This window comes from Hydrogenophilus thiooxidans, assembly GCF_019049855.1.
Classification (GTDB): Bacteria; Pseudomonadota; Gammaproteobacteria; order Burkholderiales; family Rhodocyclaceae; genus Hydrogenophilus; species Hydrogenophilus thiooxidans.
In genome coordinates, this window is sequence record NZ_JAHLSY010000027.1 from 1 (window position 1) to 22,382 (window position 22,382).

Consider the following 22,382-nt stretch of genomic DNA (forward strand, 5'->3'; position numbering starts at 1 on the left):
CCGGGCGGGGATTTTTCCCGGTGTTCGACCCTCAGCCAGTTAGGGGGGTGGGTCAGTTTTATCTGGCCAAAGTGGGTCAAAATTCGTGGCCATTGACACGGTGGAAGCGTGGCTCCGCGCCGAACTCAAAACACGTGTAGCGGCACTCATCGCCCAATGGGCGCCTCGTATGGGCGTGACCGTGGCCGACTGGGGGATCAAACGGATGAAGACGCGCTGGGGCACCTGCAACGTCCGTGCCCGCCGCATCTGGCTCAACCCGGCGTTGATCGCCCATCCCCCCGCGTGCCTGGAATATGTGGTGGTGCATGAACTCACCCATCTTCTGGAACGCCACCACAATGCCCGCTTCCATGCGTGGATGGACCGGTTTTTGCCCGATTGGCGCACGCGCCAAGCACAACTCAATGGTCAAAACCAGCGCGGTTCGTTCGCCGAAAAGAGGCACTCGCCGCGCGACGGGGCGCACCCTCACCGATCGAGCAGCCAACCCATCGTCGCCAAGCCGGCGAACGTCATCGCCACCGAACCGCCCAGATGCAGCAGCACGGAAACCGCAAACCAGCCGTAGCGCTCGTGTTGCAACAGATGGACGAGCTCCGCGGAAAAGGTGGAAAAGGTGGTAAGCCCACCGCAAAAGCCGGTGACGATCAAGAGCCGCCACGCTGGCGCCAGGTTGGGCAACGCAGCAAACCAGCCGAGCGCAAGACCAACGAGGTAGCCGCCCAGGAGATTGGCCGCAAGCGTCCCGAGCGGGACTGTCGCCCACAACCCGTTGAGCTTCACCCCCAGCCACCAGCGCAGCACCGCGCCAAAGCCCGCGCCGACGAAAACAGCCGCCACCGTCCGCCACGTTTCGGTCATCTGCTTCCTTCCCTCACGTTTCGTTCCTCAGCGCAGCGACCGCGGCAGAAGCGCTCGAAGCGGATAGGCCAACACCACCAACGCGGGCGGAAACGCCGCCAGCACCGCCGCCGCGCCGCTCAGCACCACAACGAGCGCGCCCGAATCCGCTGGCACCGCGCCCACGAACCGATGAGCGAGGAGACGCAGCGGGTCGCCGTCGAAGCCGTACGCACTGAGCCAGGCACTCCAGGCCGGATTCAGCCACTGGAACGCGGCAAGCACGAACAGTATGGCGAAGCCCGCAGCAAGCAGCGCTCCCAACCACACCCGCTGCCACAGGGGCAAGAGCGTGGCGATACGCCCCCCACCCAGCGCAAAGCGCAATGCGCACGCTTCTGCGGTGGCGCGCGCAGCATGCGCGATCAGCGCGCAGAGCGCCGCAAACCATAGCAGCGCTACCAGTGCCCCCAACCCCTGCACGAGACGCGTGCCCCACGTCTGCCACGCCTGCCAACGCGCCAACCACAAAGCGTCATAGACCACCTGGCGGACGTCAGGGCGTGCGCGAAGCGCCCCGACGGCATCGGCAAGCGCGTTGGCCTCCCATTCGCGAGGCACGAGCCGCACCACAGGCGGCAACACCAGCGCCGCGGTGGGTTCCGACTCCTCGAAGCGCAACAGCGCGCGGACCGCGTCGTCGGAAAGGCGTTCCGCGCGCTGCCACGGGCCGGTTTCTGGGGCAGTGACCACGAAAGTTTGTGCGGCGGCGTCGGCGTCGAGCGCAAAGACGACCCCTACCGTGAATGGGTCGCGCTGCGCTTGGAGCCAAAAGGCGAACGTCGCAACGAGCACCCCGAACCACACCCCCCACGCGACCACGCCGCCCAGCGTCGCCGCGTGCCAAAGGAGTCCGGAAATGCGTCGCGTGCGGCGGAGGGTCACGGGTGCACGTCCTCCACCACGCGGCCGCGGACGAGCGTTACCCGCCGTACGGGGTGCTCGTGGAGAAACGGCACGTCGCCTCCCGTGGCGACCAGCACGGTTGCGCCGGCAGCGTGCGCCGCGGCAATGAGGCGCCACAAGCGCATCGCGGTTTCCGCACACGCCCCCGCAGTGGGTTCATCGAGCAACAACAGGATTGGCGCATGGAGCACGGCGCGAACCCACAGGGCGAGTTGCCGTTCCGAGCCGGAGAGTTCGTGCGGCAACAACTCGGCTTGTTCGGCAAGCCCCAATTCGTCGAACCATTGCCGAACCCGAGCGTGCGCGCGGCGGCGTGGCGTCCCCTGAATGATGAGCGGCAACGCCACCGATTCGATCACGGGTTGATCCGCAATGAGCGGCCATTCGGTGAAAAGCATTCCAACCCGACGCCGCCAATAGGGTAGCGCGCGCGCCGGCAAACGTTGCAGCGAAACGTCGTCCCACCACACCTCCCCTTGAGTGGGGCGCAGCAGCGCCGCGATGATGCGCAACAGTACGCTCTTGCCCGCATGACGCGCGCCACGAAGCCACACCCACTCGCCCCGCGCGATGGTGAGCGTCACCCCCGCGAGGATCGCAAGGCCCGGTTGCGGCGCGTAGGTGAGGTCCTGCACGCGAATCATAAGCAGCGCGCGATCATTGCGTGCGTTCCAAACCCACCAGCGCGGCGACGAAGTCGCGCGCAACGAACGGCCGAAGGTCGTCCACCCCTTCCCCGACACCGACGAAACGTACCGGTTTCGGCAGCCGTTTCGCAAGCGCCGCGATCACCCCCCCTTTTGCAGTGCCGTCGAGCTTGGTGAGAATGAAGCCAGTGACCCCGATCGCTTTGTCGAACGCTTCGGCCTGCGCGATCGCGTTTTGGCCGATATTGGCATCGAGCACCAGCAGCACTTCGTGCGGCGCGGTGGGTTCCGCTTTTTGAATCACCCGTCGCACCTTGGCGATCTCTTCCATGAGGTGGAGTTGAGTGGGCAAGCGCCCCGCAGTATCGACGATGAGAACGTCATAGCCGCGCGCTTTCGCGGCCTGCACCGCGTCGAACGCAACCGCCGCGGGGTCACCCTTCTCTTGCGCGATCACCGGCACGCCGTTACGTTCGCCCCAAATCACCAACTGTTCGCGCGCCGCGGCACGAAACGTGTCGCCCGCAGCCAGCATCACCTTCTTGCCTTGCGCTTGGTACCAACGGGCGAGTTTTCCAATCGAGGTCGTCTTGCCGGCGCCATTTACGCCCGCTACCATGATCACGAAGGGGTGCGCGACGTCGACCGCAAGCGGCGCTTCCAAAGGCGCCAAAAGCGTTTCGAGCTCGTCGGCCAGCACCTGACGCAGCGATTCGGCCGCCTCCAGCCGCTCACGCTTGATCCGCTCGCGGATTCGCGCCATCAGGGTTTCGGTCACCTCAACACCGCAGTCGGCCATTAGTAGAATGGTTTCAAGCTCTTCTAGGAGCGCTTCGTCGATCTTGCGTCCGGTAAAGAGCGAAACCAACTGCCCGCGGGTGCGCGACAAGCCCGCTTTGAGGCGTTGCAACCACGAACCTTTGGGCGACGCCCCTTGACCTGTGTCAGCAGCCGGAGCCGGTTCCTCCTGTGGGGCACGGGCTGGCTCGGCCGCGGTTTCGGTCCCTGGGGCTACCGGCGCAGCTTCGCCCGCTTTCTCCCCTTTTTTGCGCAACCAACTGAACATCGCGAACCTTTTGTCCCTTTTGCCGTCGAATCGTGTGATTCTAAACGATCCCCTTGGGAATCGGCTAATATCGCGCGATAACGAAAGGAGCAGCTGATGAAGCGATGGCTACCGCTCGCGGCCTTTTTCGTCTGGCTTTGCGGTTTCATCCCGGCGCAGGCCAAGACGCAACCGCAGGTCCCCCCAATGGAGGCACCGCACGTTGTCGCTGCTCGGCTCGACAACGGGATGGAAGTCCTGGTGGTTGCGGACCACCGCGCGCCGTCGGTCGTGCATATGGTCTGGTACGACGTTGGCAACGTCGACGAGCCCGTAGGCAAGAGCGGCGTGGCCCATCTGTTCGAACACATGATGTTCAAAGGAACGAAGACGGTACCCGCGGGGGAGTTCAACCGCCGCGTCGCCGAACTGGGTGGGCGGGACAACGCGTTTACGAGCCGCGATTACACTGCCTACTTCCAGCAGGTGCCTCCGCAGGGGTTGCGCACGGTGATGGCGCTCGAGGCAGACCGCATGGTGAACCTCACGTTCGACCCCGACGCGTTTGCGAAAGAGCGCAACGTGGTGATCGAAGAGCGTAAGCTCCGTACCGACGACGTCCCTGAGGCGCTGGGGTACGAAACCCTCATGGCGACGCTCTTCTTCGCCCACCCCTACCGCAATCCGATCATCGGCTGGCCCACCGATCTTGCGGCGCTTACGCTCGACGACGTCAAAGCGTGGTACGCCCGCTGGTACGCCCCCAACAACGCCCATTTGGTGGTGGTGGGCGACGTCGACCCGGACTCGGTCATTGCCGAAGCCAAACGCATCTACGGGCCGATCCCTGCGAAACCGGTCCCTGCCGTGCAGGAACGGACCCGCTACGACGAACCGCCACAGCACGGGCCGAGACACGCGGTGGTCTATGGCAAAACGGAACTACCCAGCGTGACGCTTGCTTGGAAAGTGCCCCCGCTCAAGGACCCAGACCACGATCGTGCCGTTGCGGCGCTGGTGGCGCTTGCCGCGGTACTCGACGGTTTCGATGGCGCGCGCCTGCCGCAGGCATTGGTGAAAACGCAGAAAATTGCCGTTTCGGTCTCTGCCAGTGCCGACGTGATGGGCCGCGGCCCGGGCATTTTCGCGCTCGACGCCCGAGCAGCCCCAGGGGTCTCCCCCGAACAGCTCGCCGCTGCCCTGCACGAAGCGGTTCAGCGCGTTGCCCGCGAGGGGGTCACCCCCGCCGAACTCGAACGCGTGCTGCGTCAGTACGAGGCGCAGCAAGTCTATCAGCGCGACTCCCTGATGGGACAAGCAATGCGCATCGGCATGGCGCGCGCGGTGGGGTTGCCTTTTGATGCCGAAGTGCGCTTCTTACGCCTCTTACAAACGGTGACCCCTGCCGAAGTGCAGCAGGCGGCGCAACGTTGGTTCGACCCGAAGACGATGACGCGCGTCGACGTCCTGCCGCAACGCGCCACTCAGGAATCTGAAGAGGAGCGGACGCAATGAGTGCCCCCCGGATTCATCCTCACCCGTTCGCACGCCGTCTGCACCACTGGCTGACTACGGTGGCGTTCGCTCTGCTCATCGGTTTCGGCCTGACAATGCCGGTTCGGGCGGCGGTGAGCGACCGCTTCGTGGTCGACGGGGTTCCCGTCGACTTCGTGATGAGCCCGGGGATTCCGCTCGTCGACGTGATCGTCTCGTTTGACGCAGGAAGCCGCCGCGACCCGCCCGGCAAAGCTGGCCTAGCGGCACTCACGCGGACGCTCCTCACCGCAGGAACGACGCAACGCGACGAGCAGGCGCTCAGCGAAGCGTTCGCCGATCTGGCCACCGATCTTACCGGCGGCGTCGACCCCGACCGGGCAACGCTTTCGTGGCGGACGCTCGCCAAACCGGAGATACGCACCGCCGCGGCGGCGCTGGTTGCGGAGGTGCTCAGCAACGCCACCTTCCCGGAAGCGGTCTTTGCGCGGGAAAAGGGGCGCATGATCGCAGGATTGCGCGATGCGCTCACCCGTCCGGAGATACTCGCCGAACGGGCATTCACTGCGGCGATCTATCGCGACCATCCGTACGGGCAATTGACCACGGAAGCGTCGTTGCGCCACCTGACGCGCGACGACGTCGTCGCGTTCTTCAAGCGCCATTACACCCGCGCAACCGCTCAGGTGACGATCGTCGGCGCGCTCTCCCATGACGAAGCCGCAGCGCTGGCCCAGACGCTGGTTGCGGCGCTGCCACCCGGTGAAGCGTTGCCCGCGCTACCCCCGGTACCCGCGCCTGCGACAACGCCGCAGACGATCGTGCGCGACCATCCGTCGGAACAGACCCATTGGGCGATTGGTATGGCAGTGCTGTCGCGCGACGACCCTGACTATTTTCCGTTACTTGTCGGCAACTGGATTCTGGGCGGGGGGAGCTTCAGCGCTCGGTTGATGCAAGAGGTACGCGAGAAACGGGGCTACGCCTACAGCGTCTATAGCGCGCTCGAGCCCCTGGCACAGCCTGGCCCGTTCGTCATCCGCCTGCAAACCCGTGGTCGCCATGCCGAAGCGGCGCGCGAGGTGGTCGCCGCGACGCTGACGCGCTTTCTCGCAGAAGGACCGACGCCCGAAGAGTTGGCGTTGGCCAAGCGCGCGCTCGCCGACGGCTTCGGGTTGCGGATCGACTCCAACCGCAAGCTCGCCGCGTTTCTCTCCGTGGTCGGCTACTACCGACTGCCACCCGACTGGCTGGAACGCTACCCCGAAGCGGTGCGCGCAGTGACGATCGAACAGATCCGCGACGCGTTTCGCCGGCGCATCGACGCCAACGCTCTCGTTTGGGTACGGGTGGGCGGTGCGGGCGACCAACCCAACGCCCAAGGTTCCGCGTCGCACGCTTACCCCGCAGCCGGCGCGGCGGCCACCGCGCATTGAACGTCCGGCAGGCAACGAATATGGGCCACGTGCGCATCATCGGTGGCGAATGGCGGGGGCGACGCCTTACCTTTCCCGAAGCACCGGGGCTACGCCCCACCCCAGACCGGGTGCGCGAAACCCTCTTCAACTGGTTGGGACAGCGGCTCAACGGGCTCACTTGTCTCGACCTCTTTGCCGGCAGCGGCGCGCTCGGTTTCGAAGCGGCGTCGCGCGGCGCGCAACGGGTACTCCTGGTCGAACGCAACCGGCGGCTTGCCGCGTCGCTGAGTAGCTGGGCGCAAACCCTTGCACCAGAAAGGGTAGCCGTGTTGGTGCGCGATGCGTTACAATGCGCGGCGGCGTGGACGGAGCCGGTCGACCTGCTCTTTCTTGACCCACCCTACCGCGCTGGCTGGCTCGAAAAGCTCACCCCGCACCTCGACCGCCTGGTCAAAGCAACCGGCACGATCTACGCCGAAGCCGAAATACCGCTCGAGCAGTTGGGCGCATGGCAGGTGGTGAAGCGGGGCACCGCCGGTCAAGTCCATTACCATTTGCTGGAGCGTACGCCGCAAACGGAACTCGATGATGCCCAATAACTGCAAAGTTGTCTATCCCGGCACCTTCGACCCGATGACCAAAGGGCACGAAGACTTGGTGCGCCGCGCCGCGCGGCTCTTTCCCGAACTGATCGTTGCGGTGGCGCGCAGCCATGGGAAAAATCCGCTCTTTTCGCTAGAGGAGCGCGTTGCGATCGCGCGCGAGTCGCTTGCTGACCTCACCAATGTCACCGTAGTCGGGTTCGACGGTCTGCTGGTCGATTTTCTGCGCGCCAACGGGGCGCGAATCCTCTTGCGGGGCTTACGCGCGGTTTCCGATTTCGAGTACGAATTTCAAATGGCCGGGATGAACCGCAAGCTCTATCCGGAAATCGAGACGGTCTTCTTGACCCCCGCCGACGAATACATGTTCATCTCCGGCACGATGGTCCGAGAGATCGCGCGCCTTGGCGGCGACGTCTCCCGTTTCGTCACCCCCGCAGCGCTTCACTACTTGCAACAGCGCGGTTTGTAACTTTTCCCCAACCCTAGGAGTACTGTCTCATGGCTCTCAAAATCACCGAAGAGTGCATCAACTGCGACGTCTGCGAACCGGAATGCCCCAACAACGCGATCTATCAGGGCGATGAGATCTACGAAATCGACCCGAACAAATGCACCGAATGCGTGGGCCACTACGACGAACCGCAATGTCAGCAGGTGTGCCCGGTCGACTGCATCATCGTCGATCCGGAGCACCGCGAAACCAAAGAGCAGTTGATGCAGAAGTTCCTCAAGCTCACCAGCAAAAGCTGATCGCGGGTCCAGGAAAGTCACTCGGCAAGGGGGATCTTCTGATCTCCCACCGCGACCGCGGTGATGCTGTTTTTCGGGCTCCCTTCGATCAAGCGGTCCGAATAGGTCAAATAGACCAGGACGTTGCGGGCGCGGTCGACCATCCGCACCACCTGCACCTTCTTGAAGATCAACGACGCCCGTTCGGAAAAGATCGAATCCTGCTGCGGCAGCGCACGCTTGAAGCGCAGCGGCGCCACCTGGCGGCACGCGATCGACGCATCCGACGGATCTTCCGCTACACCCAGCGCCCCTTTGATCCCGCCCGTTTTCGCGCGCGAAACGTAGCAGACCACGCCGTCGACGTCCGGGTCGGGAAACGCTTCGACCACGATCTTGTGGTTTGGCCCGATCAGTTTCCACACCGTCGACACCTCTCCGATCTCCTCACCGAACGCAACCGACGCCGAGAGCAAGAGGCCGAGCGCGAACCCAACCGATTGGGGGCTGCTTCGCTTCATGGCACAATCTCCCTAACCGTGTGACGCCAAGCGCAGCGATCGTACCATGATTCCCTGGCTCGACCCCTCCGCGCCGCCCCACTTTCCGCCCACGGCGTCGGCGCTTACCGAACCCAACGGCCTTCTTGCGGCAGGCGGCGCCCTCAGCCCGGCCTGGCTCGTGACCGCATACCGCAACGGCATCTTCCCTTGGTACCAAGCAGGCGAGCCGATCCTGTGGTGGTCGCCTTCACCGCGCATGGTGTTGCTGCCGGAAGCGTTCCGTCTGCACCGTTCGCTCAAGCAGCGCATGAAGCACGCGCCATTCGTCACCCGCGTCGATACCGCGTTCGAGGCGGTCGTTGCGGCGTGCGCCACCACGCGCCGCGAAGGCACCTGGATCACGCCAGCGATGCGCGACGCGTACACGACGCTGCACCGCCTGGGGTTTGCGCACAGCGTCGAAGTGTGGCACGACGAACGTCTGGTGGGCGGCCTCTACGGGGTCTGTCTCGACCACATCTTTTTCGGCGAGTCGATGTTTCACTTTGTCGCGGATGCGTCGAAAATGGCGTTGGCGCGCTTGGTCCTGGAGGCGTTCGAACGGGGGATCATCCTGATCGATTGTCAGATGAGCACGGCGCACCTCCGCTTCATGGGGGGCGTGACCCTCCCGCGCGACGCGTTCGAACGAGTGCTCGCGCGCGCGATCTCCGCCGCTCCCAAACCGCAAGGGTGGGGGCACGCCGAGAACCGCAGCGGTGACGCCGCTCGCGAAGAGCCGTGCAGTGCCGGCGCCCCCCGCACCACGAGGGAAGTGGTGACCCAACTGACGCCATGGCTTGCGGCTGCACGAGCACGCGCGCCCGCGTTGCACAAGGCCTTCGCATGAACCAGCGCAGCCCTTTGACGCCGCAAGAGCGTTGGGCTTGGTACGCTTCGGCTCCCTACCCCTGCCCCTACCTGCCGGGCCGCACGGCACGCTCCCGGGTGATGCTCCCTTTTGCCGAACCGACCCTTTTCGACTATCAAGAGCTGCTGCAACGCGGCTTTCGCCGCAGCGGCGAACACCTCTACGCCCCGGCGTGCGACGATTGCCGCGCGTGCATTTCGGTGCGGGTACCGGTGGCGCGTTTTCAACCCAACCGCAGCCAGCGACGCGCCGAAAAGCGGCTTTCGCAGCAACTGACCGCACGCGAACTCCCGCTTGCGTTTCACCGCGACCACTATGCGCTCTATGCGCGCTACGTCTCGTTGCGCCACGCATTGCCAGAAGCGGAACGCAGCGAACAGGCCTATATCGAGCACCTGTTGTGGAGTCCGTTCGATACGCGCTTAGTCGAATTTCGCACCGCAGAAGGCGTGCTCAAAATGGTCGCGCTCATCGACGTGCTGCCCGACGCCCTGTCGGCGGTCTACACCTGGTACGAGCCCGAAGAGCCACACGCCTCCTATGGAACCTACGCGATTTTGTGGCAGATCGCGCAGGCAAAACGGGCCGGGTTGCGCTACGTCTACCTCGGGTATTGGATCGCCGGATCGCGCACCATGGCCTACAAAGCGCGCTTTCAGCCGCTCGAAGGATTCTGTCCCGGACGCGACGCCGAATGGCACCCGGTCACACCCCCGTTGGCGGCTACGCATCCTTCGCGTTAGAATCGGTGCGTCTCTCCTCCTAGCCCAAACGAGATGGCGTTACCTCCCATACCTTACGCGCTCGTGCGTCCGCTCCTCTTTGCCTTGGACCCGGAAGAGGCGCACGAGCGCACGTTGGCTGCATTGTCTCGTTACGGCAAATGGGTGGCGCCGCCCCCACCGCCCGAAGCCGCGCCCGTTACCGTGATGGGGCTTCGTTTTCCCAATCGGGTGGGCCTTGCGGCCGGTTTGGACAAAAACGGGATTGCGGTCGATGGGCTCGCGCACCTCGGTTTCGGGGCGATCGAAGTGGGCACCGTCACGCCGCGGCCGCAGCCAGGCAACCCCAAACCGCGGCTTTTTCGCATTCCCGAAAGAGAGGCGCTCATCAACCGCATGGGGTTCAACAACGACGGCGTCGATGCGCTCGTTGCCCATCTGCGCCACCGCCGTTTTCGCGGGATTTTGGGGATCAACCTTGGCAAGAACGCAACGACCCCAATCGAAGCCGCGCTCGACGACTACCGCCTGGGGTTGCAGGCGGTCTGGGCAGTTGCCGATTACGTCACGATCAACATCTCCTCGCCCAACACGCAGCAGTTGCGCGCCTTGCAAGAGCGCGACGCGCTGGCAGCGCTCCTCGACGGCCTCAAAGAGGAGACGGTTCGTCTCGAAGCGCAAAGCGGAAAGCGCACGCCGCTCGTGGTCAAGATCGCCCCAGACCTCGACGAAAGCGCGATTGCCGCGATCGCCGAAACGCTGGTCAGCTTCGAGATCGACGGGGTGATCGCCACCAACACCACGATCGCGCGCGACGAAGTGGCGCACCTGCCGCACGGCAACGAAACCGGCGGCCTTTCCGGACGCCCCCTCTTTGCGCGCAGCACCGCGGTGGTCCGCGCACTTGCTGAAGCGCTCCAGGGAAAGATCCCCATCATCGCCGCAGGCGGGATTGTGTGCGGCGACGACGCGCGCGCCAAGCTTGCTGCGGGTGCAACGCTTGTGCAGCTCTACACCGGCTTGATCTACCGCGGCCCCAAGCTCATTGCGGAGACGATCGCAGCGACGGCGGCAGAATGCTCGCGCCCGAAGGGGGTAGCGGCGTAGCGGCAGCGCTTTCGCTCCCTGCTTGCTCAAGCCCTGCCATCGTCTCGAGCCGGATCGTCACCCGCCGGTTACGCGCCCGCCCTTGCGGCGTGAGGTTGTCAGCGATCGGGCGCTGATCGGCGTACCCCACCGCCGCAAGGCGACTTGGCTCGACCCCCTCTTGGACGAAAACGCGGACCACCGCTGCCGCGCGCGCCGCGGAAAGTTCCCAGTTGGACGGAAACGCAGCCCCTGGCCGCAACGGCACGTTGTCCGTGTGCCCTTCGACCTGGATCGGGAAATCGCCGCTTTGCGCAAGGACCCGAGCGATGGGGCGCAACGCCGAAAGGGCAACGGGCGAAAGATTTGCTGAGCCGCTGGGGAAAAGGATCTCCGCCCCCACGTCGATCGTCACGCCAAACGCCCCTTCGGTCACCCGCACGTCACCGTTTTCGATCATCGGTGCCAGTGCCGCACGCACCGCATTCGCGGTCTGAGCCGTCGCTTCCAGCGCCGCCTTGACCCGAGCTTCGCGCGACGTTTCCTCGTCGCCCTCTTTCCCGCCACGCCGCTTCACCGCGAGCGGCAATCCGGCAACGACTGCCGGAATCACCGACTCTTCCCGCCGCTCGCCGGGTTTCGGCACCAGAACACCCGCCCGAAACGCTTCATAGATCGACTCGGAGAGGACCCGGTACTTCCCTTCGTTGACCGACGAGATCGAGTACATCACCACGAAAAAGGCAAAGAGGAGCGTGATGAAATCGGCGTAACTCACGAGCCAGCGCTCGAGGTTTTCGTGCTCCTCCCCTTTTTTCCGTCGCGCCCGTGCCATCGCCATTCCCGCTACCCAGTCGCCCCACTACCCGAATCTGCTTCGGGCTCACTCCCGGGCAGGAAACTGCGCATCATTCCCTCGACGAGTCGCGGGTTATCGCCGCTGGCGATGCCCACGAACCCTTCGACCAGCATCTGGCGGGTCAGGATCAGTTCGGCCGCGTAGGTGAGGAGTTTTTTCGAGATCGGGATATAGAGCAGGTTCGCCGAATAGACGCCGTAGATGGTGGCGACGAACGCCACCGCGATGCCGCTGCCCAATTGTCCGGGGTCGGCGAGGTTCTCCATCACGTGGATCAACCCCAACACCGCGCCGATGATTCCGATGGTCGGCGCGTAACCGCCAGCCGACTCCCACACCTTGGCGCGCACCTTGAACTGCTCGTCGAGCACTTCGAGTTCCGTGGTCAGCACCTCGCGCAGCCGTTCAGGTTCGATACCATCGACCAGAAGTTGCAACCCTTTGCGCACGAACGGGTCGGTTTCGCTCGCGATTTTGATCTCCAGCGCCAACAACCCTTCACGGCGCGCGGTACGCCCCCATTCCACCGCTTTGGCGATCCACTCCTCGGGGTCGCTCACCGGCGTGCGAAAGAGCCACCCCAACATTTTAAGCGCATCGACGAAAATCGGCCACGGCGTTTGGACGAAAAGTGCCGCAAAAGTCCCGCCGAAGACGATGAGAAACGCACCGAACTGGAGGAGTGAAAGGGGGTGCCCCCCTTCGACGACGAAACCGCCGACGATCGCAACCAGCCCAAGGAGCAACCCAACGACCGTGGTGAAATCCTTCATCCGCTCGCTCCCGGTTCGTCCTTGGCGGTTTGCTTACGCGGCCGGCCGCGCCGCTTACCGGCTGCGGTCGATTGTCCCAGAAGCTGCGCCCGGATGCGTGCGATCGCCGACGAGAGGATTTGCGAGACGCGCGATTCGCTCACCTCGAGCACCGCGCCGATCTCTTTGAGGTTGAGCTCGTGTTCGTAGTAGAGCGCGAGCACCGTCTGTTCGCGTTCTGGCAGTTGCGTGATCGCGTGCGCGATCCGCGATTGCAATTCCCGCCGTTCGGCGAGCGCTTCCGGATTGGCCGAATCGTCGCCAAGGTGGCGCTCGAGGAAGTGGCCCGCACCGGAGCGTTCCCCATCGTCATCGATCAGGTCGTCGTAGTAGAGAACCGCATGGCCTTGCGCCGCGGAAAGGGTCGCAAAATAGTCTTCAAGTGACCAGCCGAGCGCATCGGCCACTTCCGCGTCCGACGGTTGCCGTCCCAATTGGTGGGTGAGCCGCTCGATCGCCGCTTCGACCTCGCGCATCGCCTGCCGCACCGAGCGGGGCACCCAGTCGTTGCCGCGCAGCGCGTCGAGCATCGCACCGCGTACCCGCGCCACCGCGTAGGTTTCGAACTGCGCGTCGTCCTGGACTTCGTAGCGTTCGATCGCCTCCAGTAGCCCCATCATGCCGTACTGGATGAGATCGTCAAGCATGATGTTGGCGGGCAGTCGCGCAGCGAGCTGCATCGCCATCCGCTTGACCATCGGGGCGTAGTGTTGGACCAGTTGGTTGACGTCACGTGTGGTTTTTCCCGCCATACCCCACCATTTTGGATCGGGCGCATCCCGACAGCCGACGAAAAATGCGCGGTCGAGCTGTGCCAGCCACCGAGCGCGCGCAGAACCGCTAGCGCTGTTTTTACCACAACGCGGCGGGGATAGGGTCACACTCACGCGGCTACGCCCTCCGCCGGCCAGAGGGTATCGAGTAATGCTAATGGCGCGGCTTGCCAAACGGGTAACGAGGTTTGGCGCACGATCGCGCGCTGCAGGTGGGCAAGGAACCGGGCCGCTTCGCGCAGATCGGCGCCGTCGGCAAGGAGCGTGATGCGATCGACCCCCAGATGGACGAGTTCGCGCGCCCGTTCGAGCGCCGCCCGCCACCCGCTGCCACTTACTTCCGCCAAGAGCCAATGGCGCGGGGTGGAGGTCAGCCACCACGACGCGTCGGCAACGCTTGCCCCACCGCCAAAGAGAACCACCACGTCGTAACGCCGCGCGTGGTGCTCGAATGCGGCAAAGAGCCGTTCGCGCTGGGTTTTGTCGAGAAGCGGAAGCGCCACTGCCGCGGCTTTCAGGTTGAGGTACCCCCACCCTTGACGCAAGGTGAGATCGAAGCGTTGCCGTGGGGATTGCGTCTGCAACACCAACAACAGGTCCGCGGGTCGCCCTGCGCCACGCGCTTCGGGTAGCGTCACCGAGCCGGTAGCCTCATCTGCGAGCAGCGCCCGGCCTCCCACCGCAACCAGACGCGCCATGAACCGTTCCGTCATCCGGGCCCAGTCGCGCCCCGCGGCATAGAGGCTATGCATCGCCGGGGGTTCGCGGCGAAACCAGCGCCGTAGCGTCGCTGCTTGATCGTCATGTCGCCACATCCTGCACCTCCGTCATGCACTGGCCGCGTGCGCCAACCACAGTGCCGCATCGTCTGCCGCAACCCGCCACGGCGCCTCTTCGCCGCGATTCACGCGAAAGGCGCGGTCGAGCAGATAGGCGCGATTCGGCAGATGGAGATCTTCGGGTACCCGCTGGCCGTTGGCCACGTAATGCACCAGAAGGCGATGGCGCACGACCACGTCGAGCGCAGCGGCTAGTGAAACCGCTTCGTCCGTTTTGGTGATGATCGCGCCCGCCAACCCTTCCCCGCCGAACGCGCGCACTACATCATCGAGCGTATCGCCTCGGCTCGCTGCGTTGAGACAGAGCAACCGTTTGACGACACCGCCCCCGGAAAGCATCGCGATCTGTTGCGCGACCGCTTTGTCGCGCTGGCTCAGCCCCACCGTGTCGATCAAGACGATGTGTTTGGTCGCCAACTCTTGGAGGGTCAACCGCAGGTCTTGCGCGTCGCGCACCGCGAAGACCGGCACCCCCAGAATGCGTCCGTAGATGCGCAACTGCTCTTGCGCTCCGATCCGAAAACCGTCGGTGGTGATCATCGCCACGCGCGCGGCACCGAGCTGCACCACGCAGCGCGCGGCGATCTTCGCAGTAGTGGTGGTCTTGCCAACCCCCGTCGGCCCCACGATCGCATAGACCCCGCCTTTGGCGATCAATTCGTCGTCGTCACCGACCACCGCCAAACGCGCGCCAAGCCGCGCTTTCGCGGCCTCCCGCGCCGCGTCGGCCTCGGCGTGCGCTTCGATCTTGTCGCAGATCGCGCGCGCCAACGCCGGGGAAAAACCGGCGTCGAGCATCTCACCCAACACACGCGCGCGCCCCGGCGCTTTGCGGATCGCTTCGTTCCACGCAAACCCTGCCAGCTGCTGCTCGATGAGCGCGCGCACCTGCTGCAATTCACGCGCGAGCAGCGCATTCTGTTCGTGCAACGTCTCGATCTGTTGCGTCACCGTCGGGGACACCGCTGCCGCCGACGGTGGTTCCGGCTCAGCGACACTCCGTCCCGCGTCGCGCCCGAGCCGCTTCTGCAACGCTTCGAGCCCTGCTTTGACCCGCGCCGCTTCGCCGGCAGCGGCAACATCCTCTTGCCGCGCCGCGTAGTCTGCGGTGACGATGCGGGGCGGTTCGAACGGGCGGATCGTTTTGGGTTTCGGCGCACTGCTTTGCTTGACCGATGCCGCGGGGGGAGGTGATGATGCGATTTCGCTTGCGGGCATCGCGATGATCTCGACGCCACCGGGCACCGAGCGGTTCGCGAGTACGATCGCGTCCTCCCCCAGTTCTGCTTTGACCAGTTTCAGGGCTTCGCGCGCGGTGGCAGCTCGAAACTTTTTCACGTTCATGGTGGTCGCACTCCTTCACTTCGTGCGGTCTTACCGCCATTATCGCGGCGAAACCAGGAAATCGACGTGAAGAGAAGGCGGGGAAAACCGCCGCAATTTCGGCGCTATGCGGCCCCGATCATCTCGACGATCTCGATCCCACGGTTGTCGGGCATCTCGGCGTGCGACAACACCCGCAACATCGGGACCGATCGCTTCAGGAAGCGCGCAAGCAACCAGCGCAATTGTGGCGGGACGAGGAGGATCGGCGCTTTGCCGCTCTGCTCCATCCGCTGCGCGGCTTCGGAAATCCGGCGCAGCAGCGTATCGGCAAGCCCCGGTTCGATCGCTCCTTGCGCCGCCCCGCTCACCGCTTGCGACAGCACCCGTTCGAGCCCCGGATCGAGCACCAGCACCGGCACTTTCTGCTGCCCCGGCACGAGCGACTGCACGATCGCGCGCCCGAGCGCCTCCCGCACCCGGCTGGTGAGTTCGTACGGATCTTGCGTCTTCGGCGCATGTTCGGCGAGCGTCTCCAGGATCGTGCGCAGGTCGCGGATCACCACCCCCTCTTCGAGCAGCAACTGCAGCACTTTGTGCAGCAGCGTCACCGTCACGAGCGTCGGCACCACGTCTTCGACCAGTTTCGGCGCCTCTTGCTTGAAGCGATCGAGAAGCGCCTGCACCTCTTCGCGCCCCAGCAACTCTGCCGCGTGGTCGACCAGAATCTGGTTGAGGTGGGTGGCAACCACGGTCGCGGCATCGACTACGGTGTACCCCAGCGCGTACGCCCGTTCGCGTTGCGCGGCGTCGATCCATATCGCCGGCAAGCCAAACGCCGGATCGGTCGTTTCGCGCCCAGAAAGCGGACCGGTCACCTGCCCCGGATTGATCGCGAGATATTGGCCTGGGAAGACTTCGGCGCTCGCGATTTCGACCCCTTTGACGATCACGCGGTAGACGTTCGGTTTGAGCTCCAGGTTGTCGCGAATGTGAACGGTGGGGGGCAAAAAGCCCACCTCTTGCGCAAAACGCTTGCGCAGCCCGCGAATCCGTTTGATCAGTTCGCCCCCTTGTTGCGGGTCGACGAGCGGGATCAGCCGATACCCCACCTCCAACCCCAACACATCCACGGGCTGCACGTCGTTCCATGTGGCCTCGACCGTCTCTTCGGTGGGCGGAGGCGGCGCGGTTCGCGCCGCTGCCGCGGCTTTCGCGACTTCGTGCTGCCAGCGCTTCCACGCCAGGAACCCGAGCCCGCCCGCGATGAGCAGAAAAACCAGATTCGGCATCCCCGGGATCGCCCCCAGCAGCCCGACGATCGCCGCCGCAATCATCAGGACCGGCGGTTTGCTGAAGAGCTGCCCCAAGAGCTGGCCACCCACGTCTTCCTCTTTCTCCTCTTCTGCGACGCGTGAGACCACCATCCCAGCGGCGATCGAGATCATCAGCGAAGGAATCTGCGCCACCAGCCCGTCACCGATCGTCAGCAGCACGTAGGTGTCGATCGCGCGGCCGAAATCCATACCGTGGCCGATCGTCCCCACCGCGAGTCCCCCCAGGATGTTGATCAACGTAATGAGGATGCCCGCTACCGCGTCGCCTCGTACGAACTTGGACGCACCGTCCATCGCGCCATAGAATTCGGCCTCTTTCTGAATCTCACGGCGACGCCGGCGCGCTTCGGCTTCGTCGATGAGCCCCGCGTTGAGGTCGGCGTCGATCGCCATCTGCTTACCGGGCATCGCATCGAGCGTGAACCGCGCGCTCACTTCGGCGATCCGCCCTGCCCCTTTGGTGACCACGGCAAAGTTGATGACCACCAGAATCACGAAGACCACGATGCCAATCGCGGTGTTCCCACCCACCAGAAACTGCCCGAACGACTCGATCACCTTACCGGCGGCGTCGGGCCCCGTGTGCCCTTGCAAAAGCACCACACGGGTCGAGGCGACGTTGAGCGAAAGGCGTAGCAGCGTCGTCACCAACAGCACCGCCGGGAATGCCGCAAATTCGAGCGGCCGCTGCACGTACATCGCCACCAGCAAGACGACGATACTCATCGCGATGTTGAAGGTAAACATCACGTCGAGGAAGAAGGGGGGCAGCGGCAGCACCATCATGGTGAGCACGAGGAAAATGAAGGCGGGCGCTGCCAAGAGCTTGAGTTTCGTCGGCGTCAGAAAGCGGCGCCAATCAAGCGCGGCAAGGTTCATTGGGCTTGCCACTTAGCTTCTCCTCACAAAGGCTTCGGTTGCTTCCTCAGGGGGTGGAACGTAGAGCGGTTCGGGAATCTCCAGCTCTGGCGGCAATTGCGGCTTCGGGCCGCCACGCGCCATCCATTGGTCAAGCTGATAGACATAGGCCAACACTTCGGCCACCGCCGCGTAGAGCCCGGCGGGAATCGCTTCCCCGACTTCGGTATGAACATAGAGCGAGCGGGCAAGCGCCGGCGCTTCGACACGCGGCACCGCATTCGCTTCGGCCAGTTCGCGGATTTTGAGCGCGACCGCACCACGCCCTTTCGCGACCACCACGGGCGCAGCCATCTTCTGCGGGTCATAGCGCAACGCCACCGCGAAATGGGTCGGGTTGGTCACCACGACGGTCGCTTTCGGCACCTCGGCCATCATCCGCCGCCGCGCCATTTCACGTTGCACTGCACGGATTCGTCCTTTGAGTTGGGGATCGCCCTCCGTCTCTTTATACTCTTGTTTGAGCTCCTCTTTGGTCATCCGCAGACTCTTGGTGTAACTCCAGAGCTGATAGGGCACATCAGCTGCGGCGATGAGCGCGATGGCGCCCACCAGCCAGAGCGTATCCCACCCCAACGCGTCGATGAATTGCGCCGCCGCGTGCTCGAGCGGCATGCGGATGAGCGCAAGCACCCGTTCGGTTTCTGAGGTGAGCGTCCACCAGGCAACCACCCCTACCAGCGCCGTCTTCGCCACCGCTTTGGCGAGTTCCACCAAACCGTTGAGCGAAAAGACCCGTTTGATCCCCAGCATCGGATTCAAGCGGCTCCATTTCGGCGCAAGCAGCTTGGGAACGAAAAGGAACCCTCCGACTGCGACGTGCCCCGCGACAGCCGCCACGAGGAGAAAGACAAAGAGCGGTGACAGCGCCAGCAGCGTCTCTTTGACCACATAGGGGAGTAGTGCCAGCAGGGTGGTTACCTCGAACGCACGTTCGGTTCCGAACGACCACACGGTTTGGACTAAGCGGGCGATGCGCTCCCCCATCCAACCGCCAGTTACCATCAGTACCGAAACGCCCGCCAAGAGCACCAAGAAAGAGGCCAATTCCCGCGACTGGGGAATTTGCCCTTCTTCCCGCGCCTGTTCGATCCTTCGCGCAGACGGCTGTTCAGTCTTTTCGAGGTCGTTCTCTTCGGCCATCACGCCGCTCACCTGCTTCGACAGGTTCCATTATCGCGGCAGCAGGCGCAACGCAAGACGGAGAAAACGGGGCAAAAAAGCGGCTATTTGTCGATTGCGTCGAGCCCGTGGAGGCGCATACCGACAACGATACCCCGTTCGCGAAACCAGCCGCCGGCCATTTCGAGCGCCCAACGGACCGGTTGTGCGGCGCAGTGGGGTGTGAGCGTATGGGGTGCCATCTCGGCGATATTGACGATGCGCCCTTCCTCGTCGAGAAACGCCACCGCGAGCGGCAACGGGGTGTTTTTCATCCACATGCAGTGGCGGTCGGGGAACGGAAAGCGAAAGAGCATCCCGTGATTGGGCGGCAATACCGTGCGAAACATCAACCCTTGCTCGCGCGCGCGTTGCGTTGCCGCTAGTTCTGCGGTGATCTGATAGAGCCCGGCGCGCAGCGTCACCAAGGGCAGCGAAGGCTCAGCGGTCACCGTGCCGCTGCTACCGCTCAACCAACCCAACACAGCGAGACCAAGCACCCAACCCGCGCGGCGTACACGCGCTGCAAACCCCCAACCGAAAACCATTGCACCTCCTCGCGCCAACCTGCGCACCGTTTCATTCCAAGTTTATACTGCACGGCATGAACCCAACCGTTTCATCACCCCGAAACCGCCTTCGGGCTCGGTGGTGCCGCATCCTCGAAAGTACTCAAAAGCGAATGCAAAGAAACACGCACGAGTCCGCACTGCGGCAAACCCCTTGCCGGGAACACACCGCAACAGGCGGGTGCGCCACCGCAATGACTCACAACCGTGAGCCGACCGCACCTCGCTTCACGATGCGCCATTCGCCCGGCTGAAGCCGCAAGTTGCGCAGATCGTAAGGGCCGATCGCGACGCGCACGAGTCTGAGCGTCGGAAACCCCACCGCTGCGGTCATCCGCCGCACCTGTCGGTTGCGCCCTTCGCGGAGCGTCAGTGCAATCCAGCTCGTCGGTACGCTTTTACGAAACCGCACCGGCGGCACACGCGGCCACAGATCCGGCGGCGCGATTCGCTCCGCTTGCGCAGGCAGGGTCACCCCATCCTTGAGGCGAACGCCGTGACGCAGTTGCGCGAGCGCCGCGTCACTCACCTCCCCTTCGACCTGGACCCAATAGGTTTTCGGCCATTTGAAGCGGGGGTCGCTGATCCGCGCCTGCCACGGGCCGTAATCGGTGAGCAGTAAAAGTCCCTCGCTCGCTTTGTCGAGCCGCCCGGCTGGATAGACGTTGGGTACGGGCACGTACGCCCGCAACGTCGCTTCTGCCGGTTCCCCAGAAAATTGGCTGAGCACCCCGTATGGTTTGTTGACTGCGATCAAAATCGGCACGATTTTTTTGGCAACCAAGAAAGACGCGCAGTAGAATAACAGGAAACGACGATGGAATCCACGCGATGACGCCCCCAACCTCTCCCTGGCTTCGCCGCCTGCCCGGCAGCCGCAAAGCGCCCGCCGGTTTGGAATGGAAGATCTTCAAACGGTTACCGCGCTGGTTTGCTGGGGGATTGCTGGCGTGTGCATTGCCACCACTCATCGCGCGGTGGTGGTACGCCGACCTGGGACCAGCCGCGGAAAAATACCTCAACACCGTGGATATCCTCACGCTTGCGGCACTGGTGCTCCACGTCACCATCGTCTTCACGGTGGGGTTCGGCTGCTTGGTGGTAATCATCATGAAAGGGCACGGCTATGTTGCCGATGGCATCGAGGTGCCTTCAAGCCGCGAAGACGACCTAGCCGACCTTCGAGCGCGCGAAGCGTTGAAACGGGACGCGAGCCCGCACAAATCGCGCAACGGACGATGATCCCGGCCGAGTTCGTCACGCTTCTTTTTTCCGCAGCGAGCATCGAGCGCTGGAACGACCATCCGCGCCCGATGCCTTTCACGGAGCTCGACAAGCAAGCGCACAAAGCGATCATCGCGTGGGTCCTGGCGCGCGCCGAAAGCGACGCAGGCAAAACCGTCGATTGGGAAGCGCTCATCTGCGGCACGATCGCCGAGTGCCTCCACCGCATCGTCCTCACCGACTTGAAGCCGCCGATCTTCCACCGCTTGATGGCAGAAAAGGGGCAAGCATTGACCGAGTGGGCGCTCGAACGGCTGGCGCCCGCCGTTTCCCCGATCGCAAACGGTGCGCTCTTTGCGGCGATGCGCACCCACCTCACAGCGCCGACACATGGCCTTGAGCGCCGTATCCTCAAAGCGGCACACTATTTGGCCACGCAATGGGAGTTTCGCCTCATCTACCATACCGCCCCGTTTCTCTACGGCATCGACGCCACACGCGCCGCGATCGAAGGGGAGATCGAAGCGCACTACGACCTCATCGGCGTGCAAAAAATCGCGCTCGGGAAACGCCTCTTCGGTTTCGTCGATCTCGTGGGGCAGTTGCGTTTCCAACAGCGCTGGGCGCAGACGCCTCGGTTACCCAAAACCTCGGTGCTTGGGCACCTACTCTTCGTCGCAATTTTGAGCTACTGTGGCGCGTGGGAGCTCGGGGCAAAGAGCGCGCGGCGCCGCACGAACGCCTTTTATGGGGCGCTTTTTCACGATCTACCCGAAGTGCTGACCCGCGACGTCATCTCACCGATCAAACGCGAAGCGCCTGGCGTGGAAGCACTCCTCAAAGCGGAAGAGCGGCGGTTGATGGCTGAGGTGCTTTTGCCGCTTCTCCCCGAAAATTGGCACGGGCAACTGCGCGCTTATACGGAAACGGAGTTCGCCTGCCGGGTTTTTGAACACGGCAACTGGCGAATCCTTGCGGACGAAACGGTCCCAGAGGCGTACGACCGCGATGCCTGCGACCCGATCGACGGGCCGCTCATCAAAGCGATGGACGAACTCGCGGCACTCACCGAGGCGGCGCAATCGCTCGCACATGGCGTTCGGGCACCGGCGCTGGTGGAAGCAAACCGCCGCCTGCCCGAAAAGTACCACGGCAAACGGCTGGGCGCGCTCGACCTCGGTGCGCTGTTCGCTGCGCTGCGGTTTGAGGGGTAGTAAAGAGGAATCGAATCGTTGAAGATCATCGAATTGGGGGAATGACCATGACAGCCGTCACGGAACAGATTGCCGAAATCGCTAAGAAACTGCCCCGTTCCGTCAGACTTACTCATTCTTGCTCAAACAAGAACGAAGCTGACTTCCTGCTTCATCGAGGCTGGTTTCACCGCGCTCTTGCGGGCGCGGGAAGAAGCCTTCCTCTCCGCGAGGCTTGACATCCGGCGGAACTCGCCGTAGGGCCGTTTCGGGTGGCCAACCCAAGCAGATTTCTGGCGGCATTTACGTCGCGGTCGTGCATCGCGCCGCATTCTGGGCAGACCCATGCGCGAACCGATAACGGCAAAGAGTCTTGCAGATGACCGCAAGCCGAACACGTCTTGCT

The 22,382-nt window shown here is 64.0% G+C and carries 26 protein-coding genes; 11 read left to right on the forward strand and 15 right to left on the reverse strand.

Annotated elements, in window-relative coordinates; all coding sequences use genetic code 11:
• Positions 1 to 85 precede the first annotated feature (85 nt).
• On the forward strand, positions 86 to 571 hold the full coding sequence (locus tag KUL93_RS10015; RefSeq protein ID WP_217126911.1) for a M48 family metallopeptidase: 486 nt from the start codon (positions 86 to 88) through the stop codon (positions 569 to 571).
• On the opposite strand, the gene crcB is transcribed toward KUL93_RS10015, so the two are convergent.
• Genes crcB through ftsY form a run of 4 tightly spaced genes read right to left on the reverse strand, consistent with a single transcriptional unit; the run spans position 472 to position 3,522 of the window.
• Positions 472 to 864: a fluoride efflux transporter CrcB gene (crcB, locus tag KUL93_RS10020; protein ID WP_217126912.1), complete on the reverse strand. Its 393-nt coding sequence runs from the start codon at positions 862 to 864 to the stop codon at positions 472 to 474. The two genes, KUL93_RS10015 and crcB, sit on opposite strands and share 100 nt — an antisense overlap.
• Positions 865 to 891: 27 nt before the next feature.
• Positions 892 to 1,788 carry a cell division FtsX domain-containing protein gene (locus tag KUL93_RS10025; protein WP_217126913.1) on the reverse strand — a complete coding sequence of 299 codons (897 nt, stop codon included), beginning with the start codon at positions 1,786 to 1,788 and terminating at the stop codon, positions 892 to 894.
• Positions 1,785 to 2,453 (reverse strand): cell division ATP-binding protein FtsE, encoded by a 669-nt coding sequence (locus KUL93_RS10030; RefSeq protein ID WP_217126914.1) that lies wholly within the window; start codon positions 2,451 to 2,453, stop codon positions 1,785 to 1,787. The genes KUL93_RS10025 and KUL93_RS10030 overlap by 4 nt, the downstream gene beginning before the upstream one ends.
• Positions 2,454 to 2,466: 13 nt before the next feature.
• Positions 2,467 to 3,522, reverse strand: a complete 1,056-nt coding sequence (gene ftsY / locus KUL93_RS10035) for a signal recognition particle-docking protein FtsY (RefSeq protein WP_217126915.1) — start codon at positions 3,520 to 3,522, stop codon at positions 2,467 to 2,469.
• A gap of 96 nt (positions 3,523 to 3,618) precedes the next feature.
• On the opposite strand from ftsY, the gene KUL93_RS10040 reads away from it, so the two are divergent.
• Genes KUL93_RS10040 through KUL93_RS10060 form a run of 5 tightly spaced genes read left to right on the forward strand, consistent with a single transcriptional unit; the run spans position 3,619 to position 7,768 of the window.
• Positions 3,619 to 5,016 carry a M16 family metallopeptidase gene (locus KUL93_RS10040; RefSeq protein ID WP_217126916.1) on the forward strand — a complete coding sequence of 466 codons (1,398 nt, stop codon included), beginning with the start codon at positions 3,619 to 3,621 and terminating at the stop codon, positions 5,014 to 5,016.
• On the forward strand, positions 5,013 to 6,431 hold the full coding sequence (locus KUL93_RS10045) for a M16 family metallopeptidase (protein ID WP_217126917.1): 1,419 nt from the start codon (positions 5,013 to 5,015) through the stop codon (positions 6,429 to 6,431). Before KUL93_RS10040 ends, KUL93_RS10045 begins: the two co-directional genes overlap by 4 nt.
• Before the next feature lie 20 nt (positions 6,432 to 6,451).
• Positions 6,452 to 7,012 carry a 16S rRNA (guanine(966)-N(2))-methyltransferase RsmD gene (gene rsmD, locus KUL93_RS10050; RefSeq protein ID WP_217126918.1) on the forward strand — a complete coding sequence of 187 codons (561 nt, stop codon included), beginning with the start codon at positions 6,452 to 6,454 and terminating at the stop codon, positions 7,010 to 7,012.
• Positions 7,002 to 7,487 (forward strand): pantetheine-phosphate adenylyltransferase, encoded by a 486-nt coding sequence (coaD, locus tag KUL93_RS10055; protein ID WP_217126935.1) that lies wholly within the window; start codon positions 7,002 to 7,004, stop codon positions 7,485 to 7,487. Before rsmD ends, coaD begins: the two co-directional genes overlap by 11 nt.
• 29 nt (positions 7,488 to 7,516) lie before the next feature.
• The gene (locus KUL93_RS10060) at positions 7,517 to 7,768 is read left to right on the forward strand and encodes a YfhL family 4Fe-4S dicluster ferredoxin (protein ID WP_217126919.1); all 252 of its coding nucleotides are present in this window, start codon (positions 7,517 to 7,519) and stop codon (positions 7,766 to 7,768) included.
• A gap of 17 nt (positions 7,769 to 7,785) precedes the next feature.
• Here the strand turns inward: KUL93_RS10060 and KUL93_RS10065 are convergent, their stop codons facing one another.
• Positions 7,786 to 8,268, reverse strand: coding sequence for a CreA family protein (locus KUL93_RS10065; protein WP_217126920.1), 483 nt, complete (start codon positions 8,266 to 8,268; stop codon positions 7,786 to 7,788).
• A gap of 46 nt (positions 8,269 to 8,314) precedes the next feature.
• Here KUL93_RS10065 and aat point away from each other — a divergent pair, with 46 nt between their 5' ends.
• From aat to KUL93_RS10080, 3 genes are read left to right on the forward strand one after another with little or no spacing between them, the layout of a single operon-like run.
• Positions 8,315 to 9,139, forward strand: a complete 825-nt coding sequence (gene aat / locus KUL93_RS10070; RefSeq protein WP_217126921.1) for a leucyl/phenylalanyl-tRNA--protein transferase — start codon at positions 8,315 to 8,317, stop codon at positions 9,137 to 9,139.
• Positions 9,136 to 9,903 carry an arginyltransferase gene (locus KUL93_RS10075; protein ID WP_217126922.1) on the forward strand — a complete coding sequence of 256 codons (768 nt, stop codon included), beginning with the start codon at positions 9,136 to 9,138 and terminating at the stop codon, positions 9,901 to 9,903. The genes aat and KUL93_RS10075 overlap by 4 nt, the downstream gene beginning before the upstream one ends.
• Before the next feature lie 33 nt (positions 9,904 to 9,936).
• Positions 9,937 to 10,989 (forward strand): quinone-dependent dihydroorotate dehydrogenase, encoded by a 1,053-nt coding sequence (locus KUL93_RS10080; protein WP_249419420.1) that lies wholly within the window; start codon positions 9,937 to 9,939, stop codon positions 10,987 to 10,989.
• On the opposite strand, the gene motD is transcribed toward KUL93_RS10080, so the two are convergent.
• The 9 genes from motD to KUL93_RS10125 all read right to left on the reverse strand — a co-directional run bounded on the left by motD (position 10,925) and on the right by KUL93_RS10125 (position 20,343).
• Entirely contained in the window at positions 10,925 to 11,803 is an 879-nt protein-coding gene (gene motD / locus KUL93_RS10085; protein WP_217126923.1) for a flagellar motor protein MotD, read from the reverse strand. The genes KUL93_RS10080 and motD overlap by 65 nt on opposite strands.
• A gap of 11 nt (positions 11,804 to 11,814) precedes the next feature.
• Positions 11,815 to 12,600, reverse strand: coding sequence for a flagellar motor protein (locus tag KUL93_RS10090; RefSeq protein WP_217126924.1), 786 nt, complete (start codon positions 12,598 to 12,600; stop codon positions 11,815 to 11,817).
• Positions 12,597 to 13,391, reverse strand: coding sequence for an RNA polymerase sigma factor FliA (locus KUL93_RS10095; RefSeq protein ID WP_217126925.1), 795 nt, complete (start codon positions 13,389 to 13,391; stop codon positions 12,597 to 12,599). Before KUL93_RS10095 ends, KUL93_RS10090 begins: the two co-directional genes overlap by 4 nt.
• A gap of 131 nt (positions 13,392 to 13,522) precedes the next feature.
• Positions 13,523 to 14,227 (reverse strand): hypothetical protein, encoded by a 705-nt coding sequence (locus KUL93_RS10100; protein WP_217126926.1) that lies wholly within the window; start codon positions 14,225 to 14,227, stop codon positions 13,523 to 13,525.
• 12 nt (positions 14,228 to 14,239) lie between these two features.
• Positions 14,240 to 15,595, reverse strand: a complete 1,356-nt coding sequence (flhF, locus tag KUL93_RS10105) for a flagellar biosynthesis GTPase FlhF (protein WP_217126927.1) — start codon at positions 15,593 to 15,595, stop codon at positions 14,240 to 14,242.
• Between the two features lie 104 nt (positions 15,596 to 15,699).
• On the reverse strand, positions 15,700 to 17,790 hold the full coding sequence (gene flhA, locus KUL93_RS10110; RefSeq protein ID WP_283249631.1) for a flagellar biosynthesis protein FlhA: 2,091 nt from the start codon (positions 17,788 to 17,790) through the stop codon (positions 15,700 to 15,702).
• A gap of 12 nt (positions 17,791 to 17,802) precedes the next feature.
• Positions 17,803 to 18,972 (reverse strand): flagellar biosynthesis protein FlhB, encoded by a 1,170-nt coding sequence (gene flhB, locus KUL93_RS10115; RefSeq protein ID WP_249419422.1) that lies wholly within the window; start codon positions 18,970 to 18,972, stop codon positions 17,803 to 17,805.
• 83 nt (positions 18,973 to 19,055) lie between these two features.
• On the reverse strand, positions 19,056 to 19,538 hold the full coding sequence (locus KUL93_RS10120; protein WP_217126930.1) for a DUF192 domain-containing protein: 483 nt from the start codon (positions 19,536 to 19,538) through the stop codon (positions 19,056 to 19,058).
• A 220-nt stretch (positions 19,539 to 19,758) separates the two neighbouring features.
• The gene (locus tag KUL93_RS10125; protein WP_217126931.1) at positions 19,759 to 20,343 is read right to left on the reverse strand and encodes a pseudouridine synthase; all 585 of its coding nucleotides are present in this window, start codon (positions 20,341 to 20,343) and stop codon (positions 19,759 to 19,761) included.
• 47 nt (positions 20,344 to 20,390) lie between these two features.
• On the opposite strand from KUL93_RS10125, the gene KUL93_RS10130 reads away from it, so the two are divergent.
• Both KUL93_RS10130 and KUL93_RS10135 read left to right on the forward strand, forming a co-directional pair.
• Complete coding sequence (locus tag KUL93_RS10130) at positions 20,391 to 20,801, forward strand: hypothetical protein (RefSeq protein WP_217126932.1); 411 nt, start codon at positions 20,391 to 20,393, stop codon at positions 20,799 to 20,801.
• The gene (locus KUL93_RS10135) at positions 20,798 to 21,997 is read left to right on the forward strand and encodes an HD domain-containing protein (protein ID WP_217126933.1); all 1,200 of its coding nucleotides are present in this window, start codon (positions 20,798 to 20,800) and stop codon (positions 21,995 to 21,997) included. Before KUL93_RS10130 ends, KUL93_RS10135 begins: the two co-directional genes overlap by 4 nt.
• A gap of 166 nt (positions 21,998 to 22,163) precedes the next feature.
• Here the strand turns inward: KUL93_RS10135 and KUL93_RS10140 are convergent, their stop codons facing one another.
• Complete coding sequence (locus tag KUL93_RS10140; RefSeq protein ID WP_249419423.1) at positions 22,164 to 22,343, reverse strand: zinc ribbon domain-containing protein; 180 nt, start codon at positions 22,341 to 22,343, stop codon at positions 22,164 to 22,166.
• Positions 22,344 to 22,382: the final 39 nt, after the last annotated feature.

Bases quoted from the DNA above. Each gene is read 5' to 3' on its own strand.
- crcB (WP_217126912.1), bottom strand. From the start codon at position 864: ATGACCGAAACGTGGCGGACGGTGGCGGCTGTTTTCGTCGGCGCGGGC.
- KUL93_RS10030 (WP_217126914.1), bottom strand. From the start codon at position 2,453: ATGATTCGCGTGCAGGACCTCACCTACGCGCCGCAACCGGGCCTTGCG.
- ftsY (WP_217126915.1), bottom strand. From the start codon at position 3,522: ATGTTCAGTTGGTTGCGCAAAAAAGGGGAGAAAGCGGGCGAAGCTGCG.
- KUL93_RS10040 (WP_217126916.1), top strand. From the start codon at position 3,619: ATGAAGCGATGGCTACCGCTCGCGGCCTTTTTCGTCTGGCTTTGCGGT.
- KUL93_RS10045 (WP_217126917.1), top strand. From the start codon at position 5,013: ATGAGTGCCCCCCGGATTCATCCTCACCCGTTCGCACGCCGTCTGCAC.
- rsmD (WP_217126918.1), top strand. From the start codon at position 6,452: ATGGGCCACGTGCGCATCATCGGTGGCGAATGGCGGGGGCGACGCCTT.
- coaD (WP_217126935.1), top strand. From the start codon at position 7,002: ATGCCCAATAACTGCAAAGTTGTCTATCCCGGCACCTTCGACCCGATG.
- KUL93_RS10060 (WP_217126919.1), top strand. From the start codon at position 7,517: ATGGCTCTCAAAATCACCGAAGAGTGCATCAACTGCGACGTCTGCGAA.
- KUL93_RS10065 (WP_217126920.1), bottom strand. From the start codon at position 8,268: ATGAAGCGAAGCAGCCCCCAATCGGTTGGGTTCGCGCTCGGCCTCTTG.
- aat (WP_217126921.1), top strand. From the start codon at position 8,315: ATGATTCCCTGGCTCGACCCCTCCGCGCCGCCCCACTTTCCGCCCACG.
- KUL93_RS10075 (WP_217126922.1), top strand. From the start codon at position 9,136: ATGAACCAGCGCAGCCCTTTGACGCCGCAAGAGCGTTGGGCTTGGTAC.
- KUL93_RS10080 (WP_249419420.1), top strand. From the start codon at position 9,937: ATGGCGTTACCTCCCATACCTTACGCGCTCGTGCGTCCGCTCCTCTTT.
- motD (WP_217126923.1), bottom strand. From the start codon at position 11,803: ATGGCACGGGCGCGACGGAAAAAAGGGGAGGAGCACGAAAACCTCGAG.
- KUL93_RS10090 (WP_217126924.1), bottom strand. From the start codon at position 12,600: ATGAAGGATTTCACCACGGTCGTTGGGTTGCTCCTTGGGCTGGTTGCG.
- KUL93_RS10095 (WP_217126925.1), bottom strand. From the start codon at position 13,391: ATGGCGGGAAAAACCACACGTGACGTCAACCAACTGGTCCAACACTAC.
- KUL93_RS10100 (WP_217126926.1), bottom strand. From the start codon at position 14,227: ATGTGGCGACATGACGATCAAGCAGCGACGCTACGGCGCTGGTTTCGC.
- flhF (WP_217126927.1), bottom strand. From the start codon at position 15,595: ATGAACGTGAAAAAGTTTCGAGCTGCCACCGCGCGCGAAGCCCTGAAA.
- flhA (WP_283249631.1), bottom strand. From the start codon at position 17,790: ATGAACCTTGCCGCGCTTGATTGGCGCCGCTTTCTGACGCCGACGAAA.
- flhB (WP_249419422.1), bottom strand. From the start codon at position 18,972: ATGGCCGAAGAGAACGACCTCGAAAAGACTGAACAGCCGTCTGCGCGA.
- KUL93_RS10120 (WP_217126930.1), bottom strand. From the start codon at position 19,538: ATGGTTTTCGGTTGGGGGTTTGCAGCGCGTGTACGCCGCGCGGGTTGG.
- KUL93_RS10130 (WP_217126932.1), top strand. From the start codon at position 20,391: ATGACGCCCCCAACCTCTCCCTGGCTTCGCCGCCTGCCCGGCAGCCGC.
- KUL93_RS10135 (WP_217126933.1), top strand. From the start codon at position 20,798: ATGATCCCGGCCGAGTTCGTCACGCTTCTTTTTTCCGCAGCGAGCATC.